This is a genomic window from Neobacillus sp. DZ-9, assembly GCF_059587065.1.
The window spans coordinates 208423-223408 of sequence record NZ_JCAIOL010000009.1; the positions used below are offsets into that span (position 1 = coordinate 208423).

Sequence of the window (14986 nt, forward strand, 5' to 3'; positions counted from 1 at the left end):
TATGAAAAAAACAATAACTATTAAAGGACTAAAAATTGGGGAAGGGACACCAAAAATCTGTACGCCGATGGTGGGGAGCTCTGTATCAGAATTAATAGATGAAGCATTACATATTAAAACAATTGATGCAGATATTGTAGAGTGGCGGGTCGACTTTTTTGCTGAGGTAGAAGATTTTTCAAAGGTAAAAGAAGCTCTTGAGGAAATCCGTGGTATCTTGCCTAATGTTCCGCTAATCTTTACATTTAGAAGTGAAAGAGAAGGTGGAGAAAAGGAATTAAGTAATCAAACCTACTTCGAATTAAACAAAGCAGCTGCGGAAACCAGATTGGTTGATATCATTGATGTTGAGCTGTTCTATGATGAAAGTATTATTAATTCCTTAATTGAAGCAGCACACTTAAACGGTGTATTCGTCATAATTTCCAATCATGATTTTGAAAAAACGCCTCCCAAGGATGTAATCGTGTCACGATTACGCAAAGCTCAGGAGCTAGGCGGAGATATCCCGAAGATAGCGGTAATGCCAAGAAGTACAGGAGACGTGTTATCCCTATTAGATGCTACCAACACAATGAAAGAACTTTATGCCAATACGCCGATTATTACCATGTCGATGGCTGGTCAGGGGGTTATCAGCCGAATAGCAGGTGAGGTGTTTGGATCCGCAATTACCTTTGGAGCTGCCAAAAAGGCATCCGCACCTGGACAGGTACCAGTGAATGACTTACGCAAGGTCTTGGAAATCCTACATTTAAATTTATAAATATTAGAATGAAAGAAAGTGCCCAACCTGGTACTTTCTTTTTTTTTGAAAGACTCTGTTAAACTTGGTTGCTGATTCGCTCATTACGCTCCGATCAACAGTGTTAAAAATCAACAATGGTCTTTAACATAGCCATTTGAAAAAATAATAAGGCAAAATAATTAACTCATTCTATACAAAACTTATTAAAAAAGGTAAAATGACAATAAAATCAATAATTCCAATATGAAAGGTAGGAATTTAGATGACAGGCAATATTCGTTCGATCCCACGTCCTCTTGTTAAAACAAACCAGTGGAGCATTGTCCTTAGCGTTGTATTAACATGGGTATCTGGACTGGAGTCGATCTTATTAATTCCTTTAGTTGCAGGTCTACTTGGCCTTTTATTTGGCTTTAATCCAATTATGCAAATAGCAAAATTATTCTTAAGAAAAGAGCCAATGGCTTATATTCCTGAAGATTGGGGCCAGCAGCAATTTAATCAAAAAATTGCTATTTCATGTTTAGCTATTGGTTTTATTAGTTTTATTGTTGGATGGGACACATTAGGTTATGTGTTTACAGCTTTAGTAGCAATAGCAGCATTTGTTGCCATTCTAGGTTTTTGTGTTGGTTGTTTTATCCATTTTCAATGGAATCAATACAAATTTAGACGTACACATCAATAAAAGAAATATTAAATGCGGAAGCAGGACTCATTAACAGGAGATTCCTGCTTTTTTAGTGGGCACTGCATAATAATTGTATAATTCTACAATAAGAAATGAAAGCGTTTCCAAAAAATAACGGTGTTATTTTCAGTTAAAACAGAAAATTAGGCAATTTTATTATTGAATAATTATATATCTGGATGTATAATAATTCATTATGAAAGCAACTTAGGAGATGAAGAAATGAAAGCTGCGATAATCGGTGGAACAGGTTACGGATCAGTTGAACTAATTAGGCTAATTCATAGGCACCCTCATTTGGAGGTTGGTACGGTTGTTTCAAATTCCCAAGCTGGGAAAAACTTTAGTGAGACTTATCCGCACTTGTCAGGGATTATCGATCAACCACTCGAAAAATTTGATGCGGATTCAATTAGTTATAAGAATGATATCGTATTTTTGGCTACACCTTCGGGGGTTAGTTCGAATCTTGTTCCTCAGCTTTTAGAAAAGGGGATAAAATGCGTCGACCTTTCGGGAGACTTTCGCCTTAGGTCAGCAGATGAATATGAAAAATGGTATAAGCATTCACCAGCTAGTGAAACATACCTGAATCAAGCAATATATGGATTAAGTGAGATTTATAAAGAAAAAATATCGAATTCAACACTTATTGCAAACCCTGGTTGCTATCCCACAGCTTCAATTCTTGCACTTTTGCCAATTATTAATACAAAAATCGCAGATTACGAGTCTATTGTAATTGATGCAAAATCGGGAGTGTCAGGTGCAGGCAGAGGACTTTCCTTAACATCACATTTTGCTGAAATTAATGAAAATCTTAAAGCATATAAACTTGGAGAACATCAACATATTCCAGAAATCGAACAGATCTTATCTGATGAAAATGGCAGTCCAATCAATATTTCTTTCACTACTCATTTAGTACCAATGAATAGAGGAATTATGTGTTCGGTATATGTAAAATTAAATGATTCTTTTTCGACTGAGGAAGTTCATCAAATATACAGCGAATTTTATAAAAATAAACCATTTGTAAGAGTAAGACCACAAGGGAATATTCCTTCGACAAAAGAAGTCCAAGGATCAAATTATTGCGATATCGGTTTACATGTCGATAAAAGAACAAACCGCCTAACTATCATCTCCGTTATTGACAATTTGGTCAAAGGAGCAGCGGGCCAGGCGATTCAAAACGTAAATATAATGAACGGGTGGGATGAGCGGACGGGGCTTACTGATATTCCACTATATCCATGATTAGAATGATAAATTGTTAGTTAACTAGTTTTGAAGACGGACAAAGTGAAAACTAAGGGGGTATTTCAATTGACTCAGGCATTAACAAGCAAGAAAATCGTTATTCTTGAAGAAGAAAGTGTTACATTACCACAAGGATTCAAAGCAGGCGGCATGCATTGCGGGATTAAACGTAAGAGACTCGACCTCGGTTACATAGTTTCTGAAAAACCAGCTGTAGCTGCCGGTGTATATACAACGAACATTTTTCAAGCTGCACCACTTTTAGTAACACAGGAAAGTATCGCAAAAGAAAATAAAATTCAGGCAATCATAGTGAATTCCGGAAATGCCAATGCTTGTACGGGGGAGCAAGGCTTAAAGGACGCATATGAGATGCAAAAAGGATTTGCAGCTGAACTTGGGGTTCAGGAGCACCTAGTTGCAGTAACCTCAACGGGTGTAATCGGTGAACTACTGCCAATGGATAAACTAAATTCGGGAATTAAGCAAATTCTCGATAAAGAAAACGAAAATGAATTATTTTTTAAGCAAGCGATCCTTACAACAGATACTTGCCTAAAGCAGATTGCGGTACAACTACAAATCGATGGAAAAACAATTAGCATTGGCGGAGCCGCCAAAGGATCAGGCATGATTCATCCAAACATGGCTACCATGCTTGGCTTTGTCACAACTGATGCAAACATTGCCCACGAAGACCTGCTATTTGCATTAAAAGATGTAACGAACAAAACCTTTAATATGATTACCGTAGACGGCGATACAAGCACGAATGATATGGTTTTAGTAATGGCCAATGGTCTAGCAGAAAACAATCAGCTTACTAAAGACCATCCAGAATGGGATAACTTTAAAGAAGGTTTAAAAATAGTCTGTGAGTCCCTTGCTAAGAAAATCGCCAGAGACGGCGAAGGGGCAACAAAGCTGGTTGAAGTTCAAGTTAACGGAGCTTTCAACGTAGATGAAGCTTCAGCTATAGGTAAATCAATTATTTCATCCAATCTTGTAAAAACAGCTATTTATGGAACAGATCCTAACTGGGGTAGAATCGTTACTGCAGCAGGCTATAGCGGAGTTCCTCTTGAACCAAATAAACTAAAGGTTTCCATAGGAACCTATACAGTTTTTGAAAATGGATTACCAAGTTCCTTTGTAGAAGAAGATGTGAAGCAATATCTAGAACAAGAAAATGTCAAAATCTATATTGATTTAAATCAAGGTGATTCCAGTGCTACCGCTTGGGGATGCGATTTGACATATGATTATGTGAAAATCAATGCATCCTACCGCACTTAAGGGAGGAAGGCAAAATGAAATACTTAGTCATTAAGTGCGGCGGAAGTGTGTTAGATAATCTGCCAAGATCATTTTATGAGGACATAGTTAAAATGCATGAAGCTGGTAAGTGGACGCCGATTATTGTACATGGCGGCGGCCCTCTTATTACATCGTTATTGAAATCCTTAAATGTCCAAACCACATTTATTAATGGTTTAAGAGTAACTAATCATGAGGTCCTTGATGTAGTCGAAATGGTTTTGAGTGGATCCGTTAATAAACAGGTCGTCAGAAATTTAATTGAAGTTGGCGGAAATGCTATTGGCGTCAGCGGAGTTGATGGAAGCTTGCTGCAAGCAGTCCCTACTCAAAACGCCGAAACGCTGGGTTTTGTTGGTGAAGTAACGGGGGTTAACAAAAAGGTTCTCGAAGGAATTATTTCTCAAGGAAATATTCCGGTAATTTCTCCAATTGGAATAGATGCCAGCGGTCAACGCTATAACATTAACGGTGACATTGCAGCATCAGCAATTGCTAAGGCACTAGGAGCAAATCTTTGTTTTATCAGTGATATTCCTGGAATATTAGTCGAAAAAGATGGTGCTAAAACAAAGCTTGATAAAGTGTCAAAGGCAGTAATAGAAGAAATGATTGATAATCAAACAATTTATGGTGGCATGATTCCAAAGGTAAAAGCGGCAATTGACGGACTTGTCCACAACATTCCCGAAGTTGGAATCATCAATGGATTCGATAAAAATAGTCTTATAGATTATACCGACGGTAAAAAGATCGGAACAAAAATTGTGTTAGATGAGGAGATTGCATAATGTCGAATACTACTTCCGTTTCCCAAATCTCGCCTGTGATGGCAACCTACGGACGCTTTCCTGTCACACTTGTAAAAGGGAAGGGAAGCTATGTTTGGGATAATCAAGATAACCAATTCCTAGATTTCACTTCTGGAATCGCTACATGTAACCTAGGGCATGTTCCCAATGGTGTAAAAGAAAAACTTGAAGAACAACTGCAAAATCTTTGGCACTGTTCGAATCTATACAACATTCCAAATCAAGAGGAACTGGCAGCGCTTCTTACAGCTAACAGCTGTGGCGATCAAGTCTTCTTTTGCAACAGCGGTGCAGAAGCGAACGAAGCAGCCATTAAGCTGGCCAGAAGATACTCCAACAAAGTAAAAGGGAACCAGTCACCCACAATTGTAACTTTCATGCAATCCTTCCACGGCAGAACGTTAGGAACATTAACAGCCACCGGTCAAGAAAAAATTCAGCACGGATTTGCACCATTAATCCCGGGATTTAGCTATCTGCCGTTTAATGATATTGATTCACTTGATGAACTTAACAGCATTAAACCTGCTGCAGTTCTTCTAGAACTTGTCCAAGGTGAAGGCGGAGTCATTCCGGCAAACCAGGTATGGGTTGAAAAACTCGCACAGATTTGCAAGGAAAATGACATCCTTCTAATGGTCGACGAAATCCAAACTGGGGTCGGTAGAACAGGAACTCTTTTTGCCTATGAGCAGTTCTCCATCGAGCCGGATGTAATCAGTATCGCCAAAGGTCTTGGCTCTGGATTTCCTATCGGGGCTATTATCGCCAAAGAAGAAGCGGCAAAAGGCTTTGAACCAGGCAGCCATGGCAGCACCTTTGGCGGAAACCCTTTAGCAACGGCCGCCGGTCTGGCAACTCTTACTCATATAATTGAAGCGAACCTATTAGATCAAGTTAAAGTAATTTCAGAGTACTTAGATTCTCAACTTCAGAGTCTGAAAGAAAAGTACACTTTTATAAAAGATATTCGCGGAAAAGGACTCCTAAAAGGCTTAGTTGTCGAAATTAACGCCCTAGAAATTGTGCAAAAGGCGATAACCAATAACCTGTTGATATTAACAGCAGGCCCAAATGTGGTACGGATTTTACCACCATTAACTGCCTCAATAGAGGAAATAAATGAATTTATAATCAAGCTGGAAAAAACATTCCAAAGTATAGAGAAAGGCGAGTGAGTGTTTTGAAACAAGGATATCTTACTTTGGAAACGGGAGAAGTATTTGAAGGGATACTGATTGGTGCTCAAAAGGATTCTCTCGGTGAAGTCGTTTTTAATACGAGTATGACTGGCTACCAAGAAATCATTACCGATCCTTCCTATGCCGGACAAATCATTACATTTTGTTACCCGATAATTGGAAATTACGGTGTCAATGCGCTCGATGATGAAAGCATCTCCCCGGCATTAGCGGGAGTAGTAATAGGGGATTTATGTGAAATGCCGAGCCATTATCAATCGATAAATAAATTTTCCGAAAAACTAAAGCAGGCAGGTGTCCCGGGGATTGCCGGAGTGGATACTCGACTTCTTGTAAAAACCATTCGAAGCCGCGGAACAGTTAAAGGATATTTAAGTACAGCGGAGGAAACACAATTCTTAGATACTGAAAAAGCACCACTATGGGTGGAAAAAGTATCGACGAAAAAGATTCAATTTTTCAAAAACAATGGACCACATGTTGTATTAATCGATTTTGGTTATAAAAAGTCGATTCTGAATGCCCTTTTAGAGGAAGGCTGTTCCGTTACAATCGTGCCTTATAATACTTCATATGAAAAAATTAAAGCATTGAATCCGGATGGAGTCTTACTCTCAAATGGTCCCGGAGATCCGATGGCACTTCAGAAGTACTTTTCGGAAATAAAAAAGATTAGTCAGTACTTCCCAACACTCGGAATTTGCTTGGGGCATCAGTTAATCGCCTTGGCATACGGTGCGAAAACAGCAAAACTTGCATACGGCCACCGCGGAGGCAATCATCCTGTAAAAGAATTGCAAACAGGAAAAGTGAAAATGACAGCCCAAAATCATGGTTTTGTGGTCATTGATGAAAGCATCGATTGTCAGGTATTTGATATTACCTACCGTAATGTGAATGACCAATCAATTGAAGGATTAAAGCATCAAAGCTATCCAATCCAAACAGTTCAATTCCATCCTGAAGCCCATCCGGGCCCAAGTGATACAGAATACATTTTAAAAGATTTCGTAAGCCAGATAGCTTCACTAGGAGAGACTCGCTATGCCTTTAAATAAAAACTTAAAAAAAGTACTAGTAATCGGATCAGGCCCGATTGTAATCGGTCAGGCAGCAGAATTTGACTATGCAGGAACACAAGCCTGTATTGCTCTTAAGGAAGAGGGCTTAGAAGTCGTTTTAATCAACAATAATCCTGCTACCATCATGACGGATGAAGCCGTAGCCGATAAGGTGTATATTGAACCTTTGAATGTTGAAACGATTGAAAAAATCATCCAAAAGGAAAAGCCGGATGGAATCATCGGTACACTTGGCGGGCAAACTGGATTAAATTTAACAGTACAATTATATGAAGAGAATATATTAGAAAAATACAATGTAGAACTGCTTGGAACTTCAGTAGAGTCAATCAAAAAAGGAGAGGACCGTGAAAAGTTCCGTAATTTGATGCTCCAGATCAGCGAACCAATTCCAGAATCAGCAATCATTCATAGCTACGATGAAGGCGTAGCATTTGTTAACGAAATTGGTTTTCCTGTCATTATCCGTCCAGCCTATACACTTGGAGGAGATGGAGGCGGTTTTGCACACAATGCAGAGGAACTTGAAATCGTTCTGAAAAAAGGTTTAGCTGCAAGTCCGATTCATCAGGTGTTAGTTGAACGCAGCATAAAAGGCTGGAAGGAAATCGAATACGAAGTTATGAGAGATGCCAATGATACCTGCATCATTGTTTGTAATATGGAAAACATGGACCCAGTTGGTGTCCATACGGGCGACTCAATTGTAGTTGCGCCATCACAAACCTTGACAGATGTTCAGTATCAGATGCTTCGTGATTGTTCCCTAAAGGTTATTCGTGAATTAGGGATTATCGGAGGCTGCAATATCCAGTTTGCGCTTCATCCTGAATCCAATCAGTACTACATCATCGAAGTAAATCCGAGGGTTAGCCGCTCATCTGCTTTGGCATCTAAAGCTACCGGCTATCCAATAGCAAGAATGGCGGCCAAGTGCGCGGTCGGCTATCACTTAGATGAGATTTTGAATCCGATAACAGGCAATACCTTTGCATCGTTTGAGCCAGCGATTGATTATATTGTGGTGAAACTGCCGCGCTTTCCGTTTGACAAATTCCCTGAAGCCGATCGAACATTAGGGACCCAAATGAAAGCAACTGGGGAAGTCATGGCCATTGACCGGACATTTGAAGGTGCTATGAATAAAGCAATCAGGTCGATGGAAATGAATGTATACGGTCTTTGCTTAGAGGCAAATAAGTCATTAACAGAATCATCCATCATTGACCTTCTTAAAACAGCGAATGACCGACGTCTCTTTATTATTGCTGAAGCATTCAAAAGAGGGATTTCTTTTGAAAAAATTCAACAACTGACCCAGATTGATTCATGGTTTTTGCACAAAATTAATTCAATCGTGGATTTAGAAAAGGCTTTAGCGTCATACAAATGGAGCGAAGTCCCACTTGCACTGCTAAAGCAAGCTAAACGAAATAATATTGCAGATAAGCTTTTATCGCAAATTTACAATATTCCTGAAAAACAAGTGAGAAGCAAATGGAAGGAACTAAATTGGAAACCAGGCTATAAGATGGTTGATACATGTTCGGCAGAATTTGATGCCGTTACTCCATACTATTACTCTACCTGGCATGGGTTTGATGAAGTGGAAATTACCAACAAGAAGAAGATTCTTGTCATTGGTTCAGGTCCGATAAGAATCGGCCAGGGAATTGAATTCGATTACTGCTCAGTACATGCGGCAAAAGCAATAAAGAAAAAAGGCTTTGAGGCTGTTGTGATTAATAATAACCCAGAAACTGTAAGCACCGATTATTCGGTTGCGGATCGACTATATTTTGAACCCCTTGCTGCAGAAGATGTTTTGCATGTCATTGAAAAAGAAAAAGTCGATGGGGTATTGATCCAATTCGGCGGGCAGACGGCTATTAATCTGGCACATGATTTAGAAGAAGAAGGGGTAAAAATCTTGGGCACAGCAGTTCAGAATGTAGATCGATTAGAAGACCGGAAAGAATTTTATCAGCTTCTAGAGGATTTACAAATTCCCCATATTGAAGGAAAAACAGCCGATACCACAGAAAAACTGGTTGAAGCAGCTGGAAAATTAGGCTACCCGGTTCTCGTAAGACCATCTTACGTGATTGGCGGACAATCGATGTTTACCATTTTTTCAGAAGAGGAACTAAGAAACTACACGAAGCAGTTTGAAAATAACTCAAGCGAAAAAATGTGGCCGTTATTAGTTGATAAGTTTATACCCGGACTAGAATGCGAGATTGATGTGATTAGTGATGGGGAAACGATTGTAGTCCCAGGAATCTTTGAACATATCGAAAAAGCAGGTGTTCACTCAGGCGATAGTATCTCAGTCTTTCCACCAATTTCATTGTCACAACAGGTAAAAGAAACATTGATAGATTATGCGAGCAAAATTGCAAAGACTACGCCGATTGTTGGAATGATGAATATTCAGTTTGTTATTTATGAAAAACAAGTCTATGTATTAGAAGTAAACCCACGGTCTTCAAGAACGGTGCCTATTATCAGCAAAGTAACTGGAGCTCCAATGATTGAATGGGCCACGAGTGTACAATTAGGCGAATCCTTAAGTGATTTGTGCTTGAACCAAGGATTAATGCCAGAACCAAATTATTTTTCAGTGAAAGCACCTATTTTTTCATCCAGTAAGCTTAAGGGTGTTGACCATGTACTTGGACCTGAAATGAAATCAACTGGTGAAGCGCTTGGAATGGGTCTGACCTATCGAGAAGCTCTTAATAAGGCAATACCTGCTTTAGAGGAAAAAATGGAAGATAACTATATTTTATGCTCCATTTCTGATCGAGAAAAGCAGGCAAGTCTTCCAATAGTTGAAGAGCTGTTAATGAAAAAGTTTAAATTAGCAGCCACAGAAGGAACAGCATTGTTTTTTGAAATAAATGGCATCCCTGTTGATAAAGTGGTAAGGGATGATCAGGATATAAACCACCTATTCCGTAATCAGAAAATGAAGGCAGTCATTAACCTGCCAAACCAAGGCCGTAATAAACTGAAATTTGGTTTTCAAATTCGGGAGCAGGCGATACGGTATAAAGTGCCGGTTTACACTCATTTAGATACGGTGGAAGCGACCATCGGTTTACAAAAAGCTCCACTTACTAATCTTGATGTTCGCTCAGTAAGTGAATTTTACAATTTGAATGAAAGAGGTGCCGTTCATGCTAGAAGCCATTAAGTTAAACGAGAATAAATTACAATTCAAAGGAAAAGACTTTTTACAGCTTTCTGATTTCAGTCCAGAGGAAATCCTATATCTTCTGGACGAGGCTCAAGAACTGAAGGCTATGCAAAAACAGGGGAAACCGCATCCATACTTAAGCGGGAAAGTATTGGGAATGATATTTGAAAAATCTTCGACGCGTACAAGGGTATCCTTTGAGGTTGGCATGCTTCAGCTCGGGGGCCATGCGATATTCTTGAGTTCACGTGATATTCAGCTTGGAAGAGGCGAAAGTATTTCCGATACGGCAAAAGTATTATCGCGCTATGTTGATGGCTTAATGATCCGTACTTTTGGCCATGAATCTGTTGAAGAATTAGCAGAGCATGCTACTATCCCCGTAATCAATGGTTTAACGGATTTGCAGCATCCCACGCAAGTAATGGCAGACCTTTTAACCATACTTGAACATAAAGGAAAATTGGCCGGATTAAAGCTTTGCTATATTGGGGACGGAAACAATAATATGGCTCATTCCTTAATGGAGGGCGCGGTGAAAGTGGGAATGGATATTAGCATTGCCAGTCCGCCGGGATATTTACCTGATGGAAAAATTACCGAAAAGGCAATTAAAGCAGGGAAACAATATGGATGCACTGTTATGATTACCAATGACCCAGTTCAAGCTGTGAAGGGTGCCGATGTCATTGTGACAGATGTATGGACCAGCATGGGGCAGGAAGAAGAAACCGAAAAGAGACTTAAAGATTTTGCATCCTATCAGGTCAATAAGGAGCTTTGTCAGTATGCCAAAGATGATTTCATCTTCTTACACTGTTTACCGGCACATCGCGGCGAAGAGGTAACGGCCGAAATCATTGACGGACCTCATTCCGTTGTTTTTGATGAAGCAGAAAACCGCTTACACGCACAAAAAGCAATTTTAAAATTATTACTAGCATAATAGTATTTATTTTTTTGAGATTTAGTGTATAATAATGCTATTGATTGAATAATAATACACTCAAACGTAAGGAGATATAAAAAATGACGAAAGAGAAAATTGTTTTAGCCTATTCAGGCGGTTTAGATACTTCGGTTTCGGTTAAATGGATTCAGGAAAAATACGGATATGATGTTATTGCATTAGGCCTAGATGTTGGTGAAGGGAAAGATCTTGAAGCAATTAAAAATAAAGCGCTAAACGTTGGCGCTATTAAAGCCATCATGATCGATGCGAAAGAATTGTTAGCAAAGGAATATATTATTCCAGCTTTGAAGGCGAATTGCTTATATGAAGGGAAATACCCGCTTTCTTCTGCCCTTTCACGACCATTAATTTCAAAATTACTAGTTGAGGTTGCTGAACAAGAGGGTGCTGCAGCTGTAGCTCACGGCTGTACAGGTAAAGGAAATGACCAGGTTCGCTTCGAGGTTTCTGTTCAAGCATTGAACCCAAGTTTAAAAGTGGTTGCTCCGGTTCGTGAATGGGGCATGACACGTGATGAGGAAATAAAGTATGCTCAGGAAAACGGAATTCCAATTCCTGTTGATTTAGATAATCCGTTCTCGATTGATGCCAACATTTGGGGTCGTGCTTGTGAAGCTGGTGTCCTTGAAGACCCATGGGCAGAAGCACCTGAAGAAGCATACGATTGGACGAATCCAATTGAACTTACTCCAGACCAAGCAGAGTATGTTGAAATTGACTTTGAACAAGGCGTTCCTGTTGCCCTTAATGGAGAAAAACTTCCATTAGTTCAATTAATTGAAACGTTGAACACTCTTGGCGGCAAACATGGTGTTGGCCGTATCGATCATATCGAAAATAGATTAGTAGGAATTAAATCACGTGAAGTCTATGAAAATCCTGCAGCACTAATTTTAATCAATGCCCATAAAGAATTAGAGTTTTTAACATTGACTCGTGAAGTAACTCAATTCAAGACACAGGTTGAGCAGCAGATGGCAAAGATTATTTATGAGGGCCTTTGGTATTCGCCAATTAAACCAGCTCTTGATGCGTTTATTGATGAAACACAAAAAACCGTTACTGGAACAATTCGCGTGAAGCTCCATAAAGGCAATCATACTGTTGTTGGACGTAAATCTCCATACAGCCTTTATAACGAGGAACTAGCAACCTATACAAAAGGTGATGCATTCGATCACAATGCAGCAGTTGGTTTTATTAAACTATGGGGACTGCCAACAAAGGTTTATTCAGAGGTAACCAAAAAAGAATCAGTTTTAAAATAATTCTAAAGCGCCCTCGAAGCCAAAATTTCGGGGGCAAACTTCTTAGAGGAAGTAAGGGGGAACACTGATGTCCAAGCTATGGGGCGGACGTTTTACAAAAGAAACGAATAAATTAGTCGAAGAATTTACTGCTTCAATCTCTTTTGATCAAAAACTAGCAAAAGAAGATATCGCCGGAAGCCTTGCACATGTCACAATGCTTGGGGAATGCGGTATCATCCCAATGGAGGATGCCGACAAAATAAAAAATGGTCTACTTAAGATTAAAGAGAAAGTGGATCGTAACGAAGTAGAATTTTTAATAGAAGATGAAGATATTCATATGAATATTGAAAAGCTATTAATTGAAGAAATTGGACCTGCCGGGGGCAAGCTCCATACTGGACGCAGCCGTAATGATCAAGTTGCAACGGACATGCATTTATATCTTCGTACAAAAACAACTGAGTTAATTAAATTAGTCGAAGATGTCCAGCAGGCGATCATCAAGCAGGCCAAGGAGAACATAGAAACACTGATTCCTGGGTATACACATTTACAGCGTGCTCAGCCGGTGTCATTTGCCCATCATTTAATGGCTTATTTTTGGATGTTTGAACGCGATAAAGAGAGATTGTTAGATTCTTTGAAACGTGTAAACTGGCTTCCACTTGGTTCTGGAGCATTAGCAGGGACGACCTTTCCGATAAATCGCGAACTTGTTGCCGAATTGCTGGGATTCGAAACAATCTATCCAAATAGCATGGATGCCGTCAGTGACCGCGATTTTATTCTTGAATTTCTATCAATCGGGTCAATCATCATGACGCATATCTCCAGATTTTCTGAAGAATTAGTGATTTGGTCCAGCCAGGAATTCCAATTTGTAGAGCTTGATGATTCGTTTTGTACCGGATCAAGCATCATGCCGCAAAAGAAAAATCCTGACGTACCAGAATTGCTTAGAGGAAAAACAGGGCGCACCTATGGAAATTTAATAGGTTTATTAACAGTCCTCAAAGGATTGCCACTGGCGTATAATAAAGATTTACAAGAAGATAAAGAAGGTATGTTTGATACAGTTGAAACGCTGGAAGGCTCATTAATGCTCCTTGCACCGATGATTGAAACAATGGCCGTGAATAAAGATATCATGCGAAAAGCGATTAACAATGATTTTTCTAATGCTACAGATATTGCCGATTATCTAGTTAGAAAAGGATTGCCGTTCCGTGATGCCCATGAAGTTATTGGAAAAATTGTTTTATATGCGATCCAATCCAACAAATTTTTGCTGGATTTAAGCTTTGATGAATATCAGAAGTTCAGCCCATTATTTGAAGAGGATATTTATAAAGTTTTAGCCCCAGAACATGTAGTGGCTGTCCGCAATAGCTTCGGGGGAACGTCTCCTGAGCAGGTGAAGGCGCAAATTAAACTTGCTGAGGGAAAACTGCAGCAATAATATTAAGCTCGCCAAATTGGCGGGCTTTTCATTTAGCCAAATTATTTGTATGAAAAACTAAAATAGGAGATAATTTCCTTAGGGAAAATTTACAAATTAATGTGTGGAGGTTATATATGAAATATAGAGTATCAGTAGTGCAGTACCATTTACATACGATTAATTCGTTTGAAGAATTCGCCGCCCAGTGTGAGCATTATATAAAAACAGCTGAAGAATTCGGGGCTGAATTTGTTTTGTTTCCCGAGTTTTTTACTACACAGCTTCTTTCCATTGGCAACGGAAAGGGGGAAAGCCTAACCATTGACGATTTGCCAAGCTTTACGGAACAATACCGAGAGCTGTTTTCTAACTTTGCCAGACAGACCAATATGCATATTATTGCCGGTACGCATGTTATTAAAAAAGATAATAAGCTTTACAATACCGCCCATTTATTTTACCCTGACGGAAGAATTGGCGAGCAGGCAAAGCTTCATATAACTCCTACAGAAGTTAAGGAGTGGAGCATGGCACCCGGTAATTCGTTTCAAATTTTTGAAACAGACAAGGGGAAAATAGCCCTTCTTACCTGCTATGATATTGAATTTCCGGAAATTGTCCGTATGGCCAAGGCAAAAGGCGCTGATGTTATTTTCTGTCCATCCTGTACGGATGATCGTCATGGCTTTCATCGGGTGCGTTACACAAGTCATGCACGTGCAATCGAAAATCAAGTATATGTGGTTTTAACCGGAACAGTTGGCTCTCTGCCAACAGTTGACTTTATGAGGGCTAATTTTGGCCAAGCAGTTATTATTACTCCTAATGATATTCCTTTCCCGCCGCGCGGCATTTTAGTGGAAGGGGAAATCAATGATGATATGGTTGTGACAGCCGATCTTGATTTAGATCTTTTGTATGAAGTCCGCGAACGTGGTTCTGTTACAACCTGGCGTGACCGCAGAATTGATTTATACCCTGATTGGGAAAAGTAGGATGTGT

The 14986-nt window shown here is 39.5% G+C and carries 12 protein-coding genes; all 12 read left to right on the forward strand.

The window, feature by feature from the left end:
* Position 1 precedes the first annotated feature (1 nt).
* The 12 genes from aroD to AC59HZ_RS23475 all read left to right on the forward strand — a co-directional run bounded on the left by aroD (position 2) and on the right by AC59HZ_RS23475 (position 14979).
* Positions 2-766 (forward strand): type I 3-dehydroquinate dehydratase, encoded by a 765-nt coding sequence (aroD, locus tag AC59HZ_RS23420; RefSeq protein ID WP_496548158.1) that lies wholly within the window; start codon positions 2-4, stop codon positions 764-766.
* Between the two features lie 244 nt (positions 767-1010).
* Complete coding sequence (locus tag AC59HZ_RS23425) at positions 1011-1436, forward strand: DUF4395 domain-containing protein (protein WP_496548159.1); 426 nt, start codon at positions 1011-1013, stop codon at positions 1434-1436.
* Positions 1437-1661: 225 nt separating this feature from the next.
* Positions 1662-2699 (forward strand): N-acetyl-gamma-glutamyl-phosphate reductase, encoded by a 1038-nt coding sequence (gene argC, locus AC59HZ_RS23430; protein ID WP_496548160.1) that lies wholly within the window; start codon positions 1662-1664, stop codon positions 2697-2699.
* Positions 2700-2768: 69 nt separating this feature from the next.
* Positions 2769-3998: a bifunctional ornithine acetyltransferase/N-acetylglutamate synthase gene (gene argJ, locus AC59HZ_RS23435; protein WP_496548161.1), complete on the forward strand. Its 1230-nt coding sequence runs from the start codon at positions 2769-2771 to the stop codon at positions 3996-3998.
* 14 nt (positions 3999-4012) lie between these two features.
* The gene (gene argB / locus AC59HZ_RS23440) at positions 4013-4810 is read left to right on the forward strand and encodes an acetylglutamate kinase (RefSeq protein WP_496548162.1); all 798 of its coding nucleotides are present in this window, start codon (positions 4013-4015) and stop codon (positions 4808-4810) included.
* On the forward strand, positions 4810-6009 hold the full coding sequence (argD, locus tag AC59HZ_RS23445; RefSeq protein ID WP_496548163.1) for an acetylornithine transaminase: 1200 nt from the start codon (positions 4810-4812) through the stop codon (positions 6007-6009). Before argB ends, argD begins: the two co-directional genes overlap by 1 nt.
* A gap of 5 nt (positions 6010-6014) precedes the next feature.
* Positions 6015-7091, forward strand: a complete 1077-nt coding sequence (locus AC59HZ_RS23450; protein WP_496548213.1) for a carbamoyl phosphate synthase small subunit — start codon at positions 6015-6017, stop codon at positions 7089-7091.
* A complete protein-coding gene (gene carB / locus AC59HZ_RS23455) occupies positions 7078-10314 on the forward strand; it encodes a carbamoyl-phosphate synthase (glutamine-hydrolyzing) large subunit (RefSeq protein WP_496548164.1) in 3237 nt (1078 codons plus the stop codon). The genes AC59HZ_RS23450 and carB overlap by 14 nt, the downstream gene beginning before the upstream one ends.
* Positions 10298-11263, forward strand: a complete 966-nt coding sequence (argF, locus tag AC59HZ_RS23460; protein ID WP_496548165.1) for an ornithine carbamoyltransferase — start codon at positions 10298-10300, stop codon at positions 11261-11263. Before carB ends, argF begins: the two co-directional genes overlap by 17 nt.
* An 83-nt stretch (positions 11264-11346) precedes the next feature.
* Positions 11347-12558: an argininosuccinate synthase gene (locus AC59HZ_RS23465; protein WP_496548166.1), complete on the forward strand. Its 1212-nt coding sequence runs from the start codon at positions 11347-11349 to the stop codon at positions 12556-12558.
* A gap of 67 nt (positions 12559-12625) precedes the next feature.
* Entirely contained in the window at positions 12626-14002 is a 1377-nt protein-coding gene (gene argH, locus AC59HZ_RS23470) for an argininosuccinate lyase (protein ID WP_496548167.1), read from the forward strand.
* 116 nt (positions 14003-14118) lie between these two features.
* Positions 14119-14979 carry a carbon-nitrogen hydrolase family protein gene (locus AC59HZ_RS23475; protein WP_496548168.1) on the forward strand — a complete coding sequence of 287 codons (861 nt, stop codon included), beginning with the start codon at positions 14119-14121 and terminating at the stop codon, positions 14977-14979.
* The last annotated feature ends 7 nt before the right edge of the window (positions 14980-14986 follow it).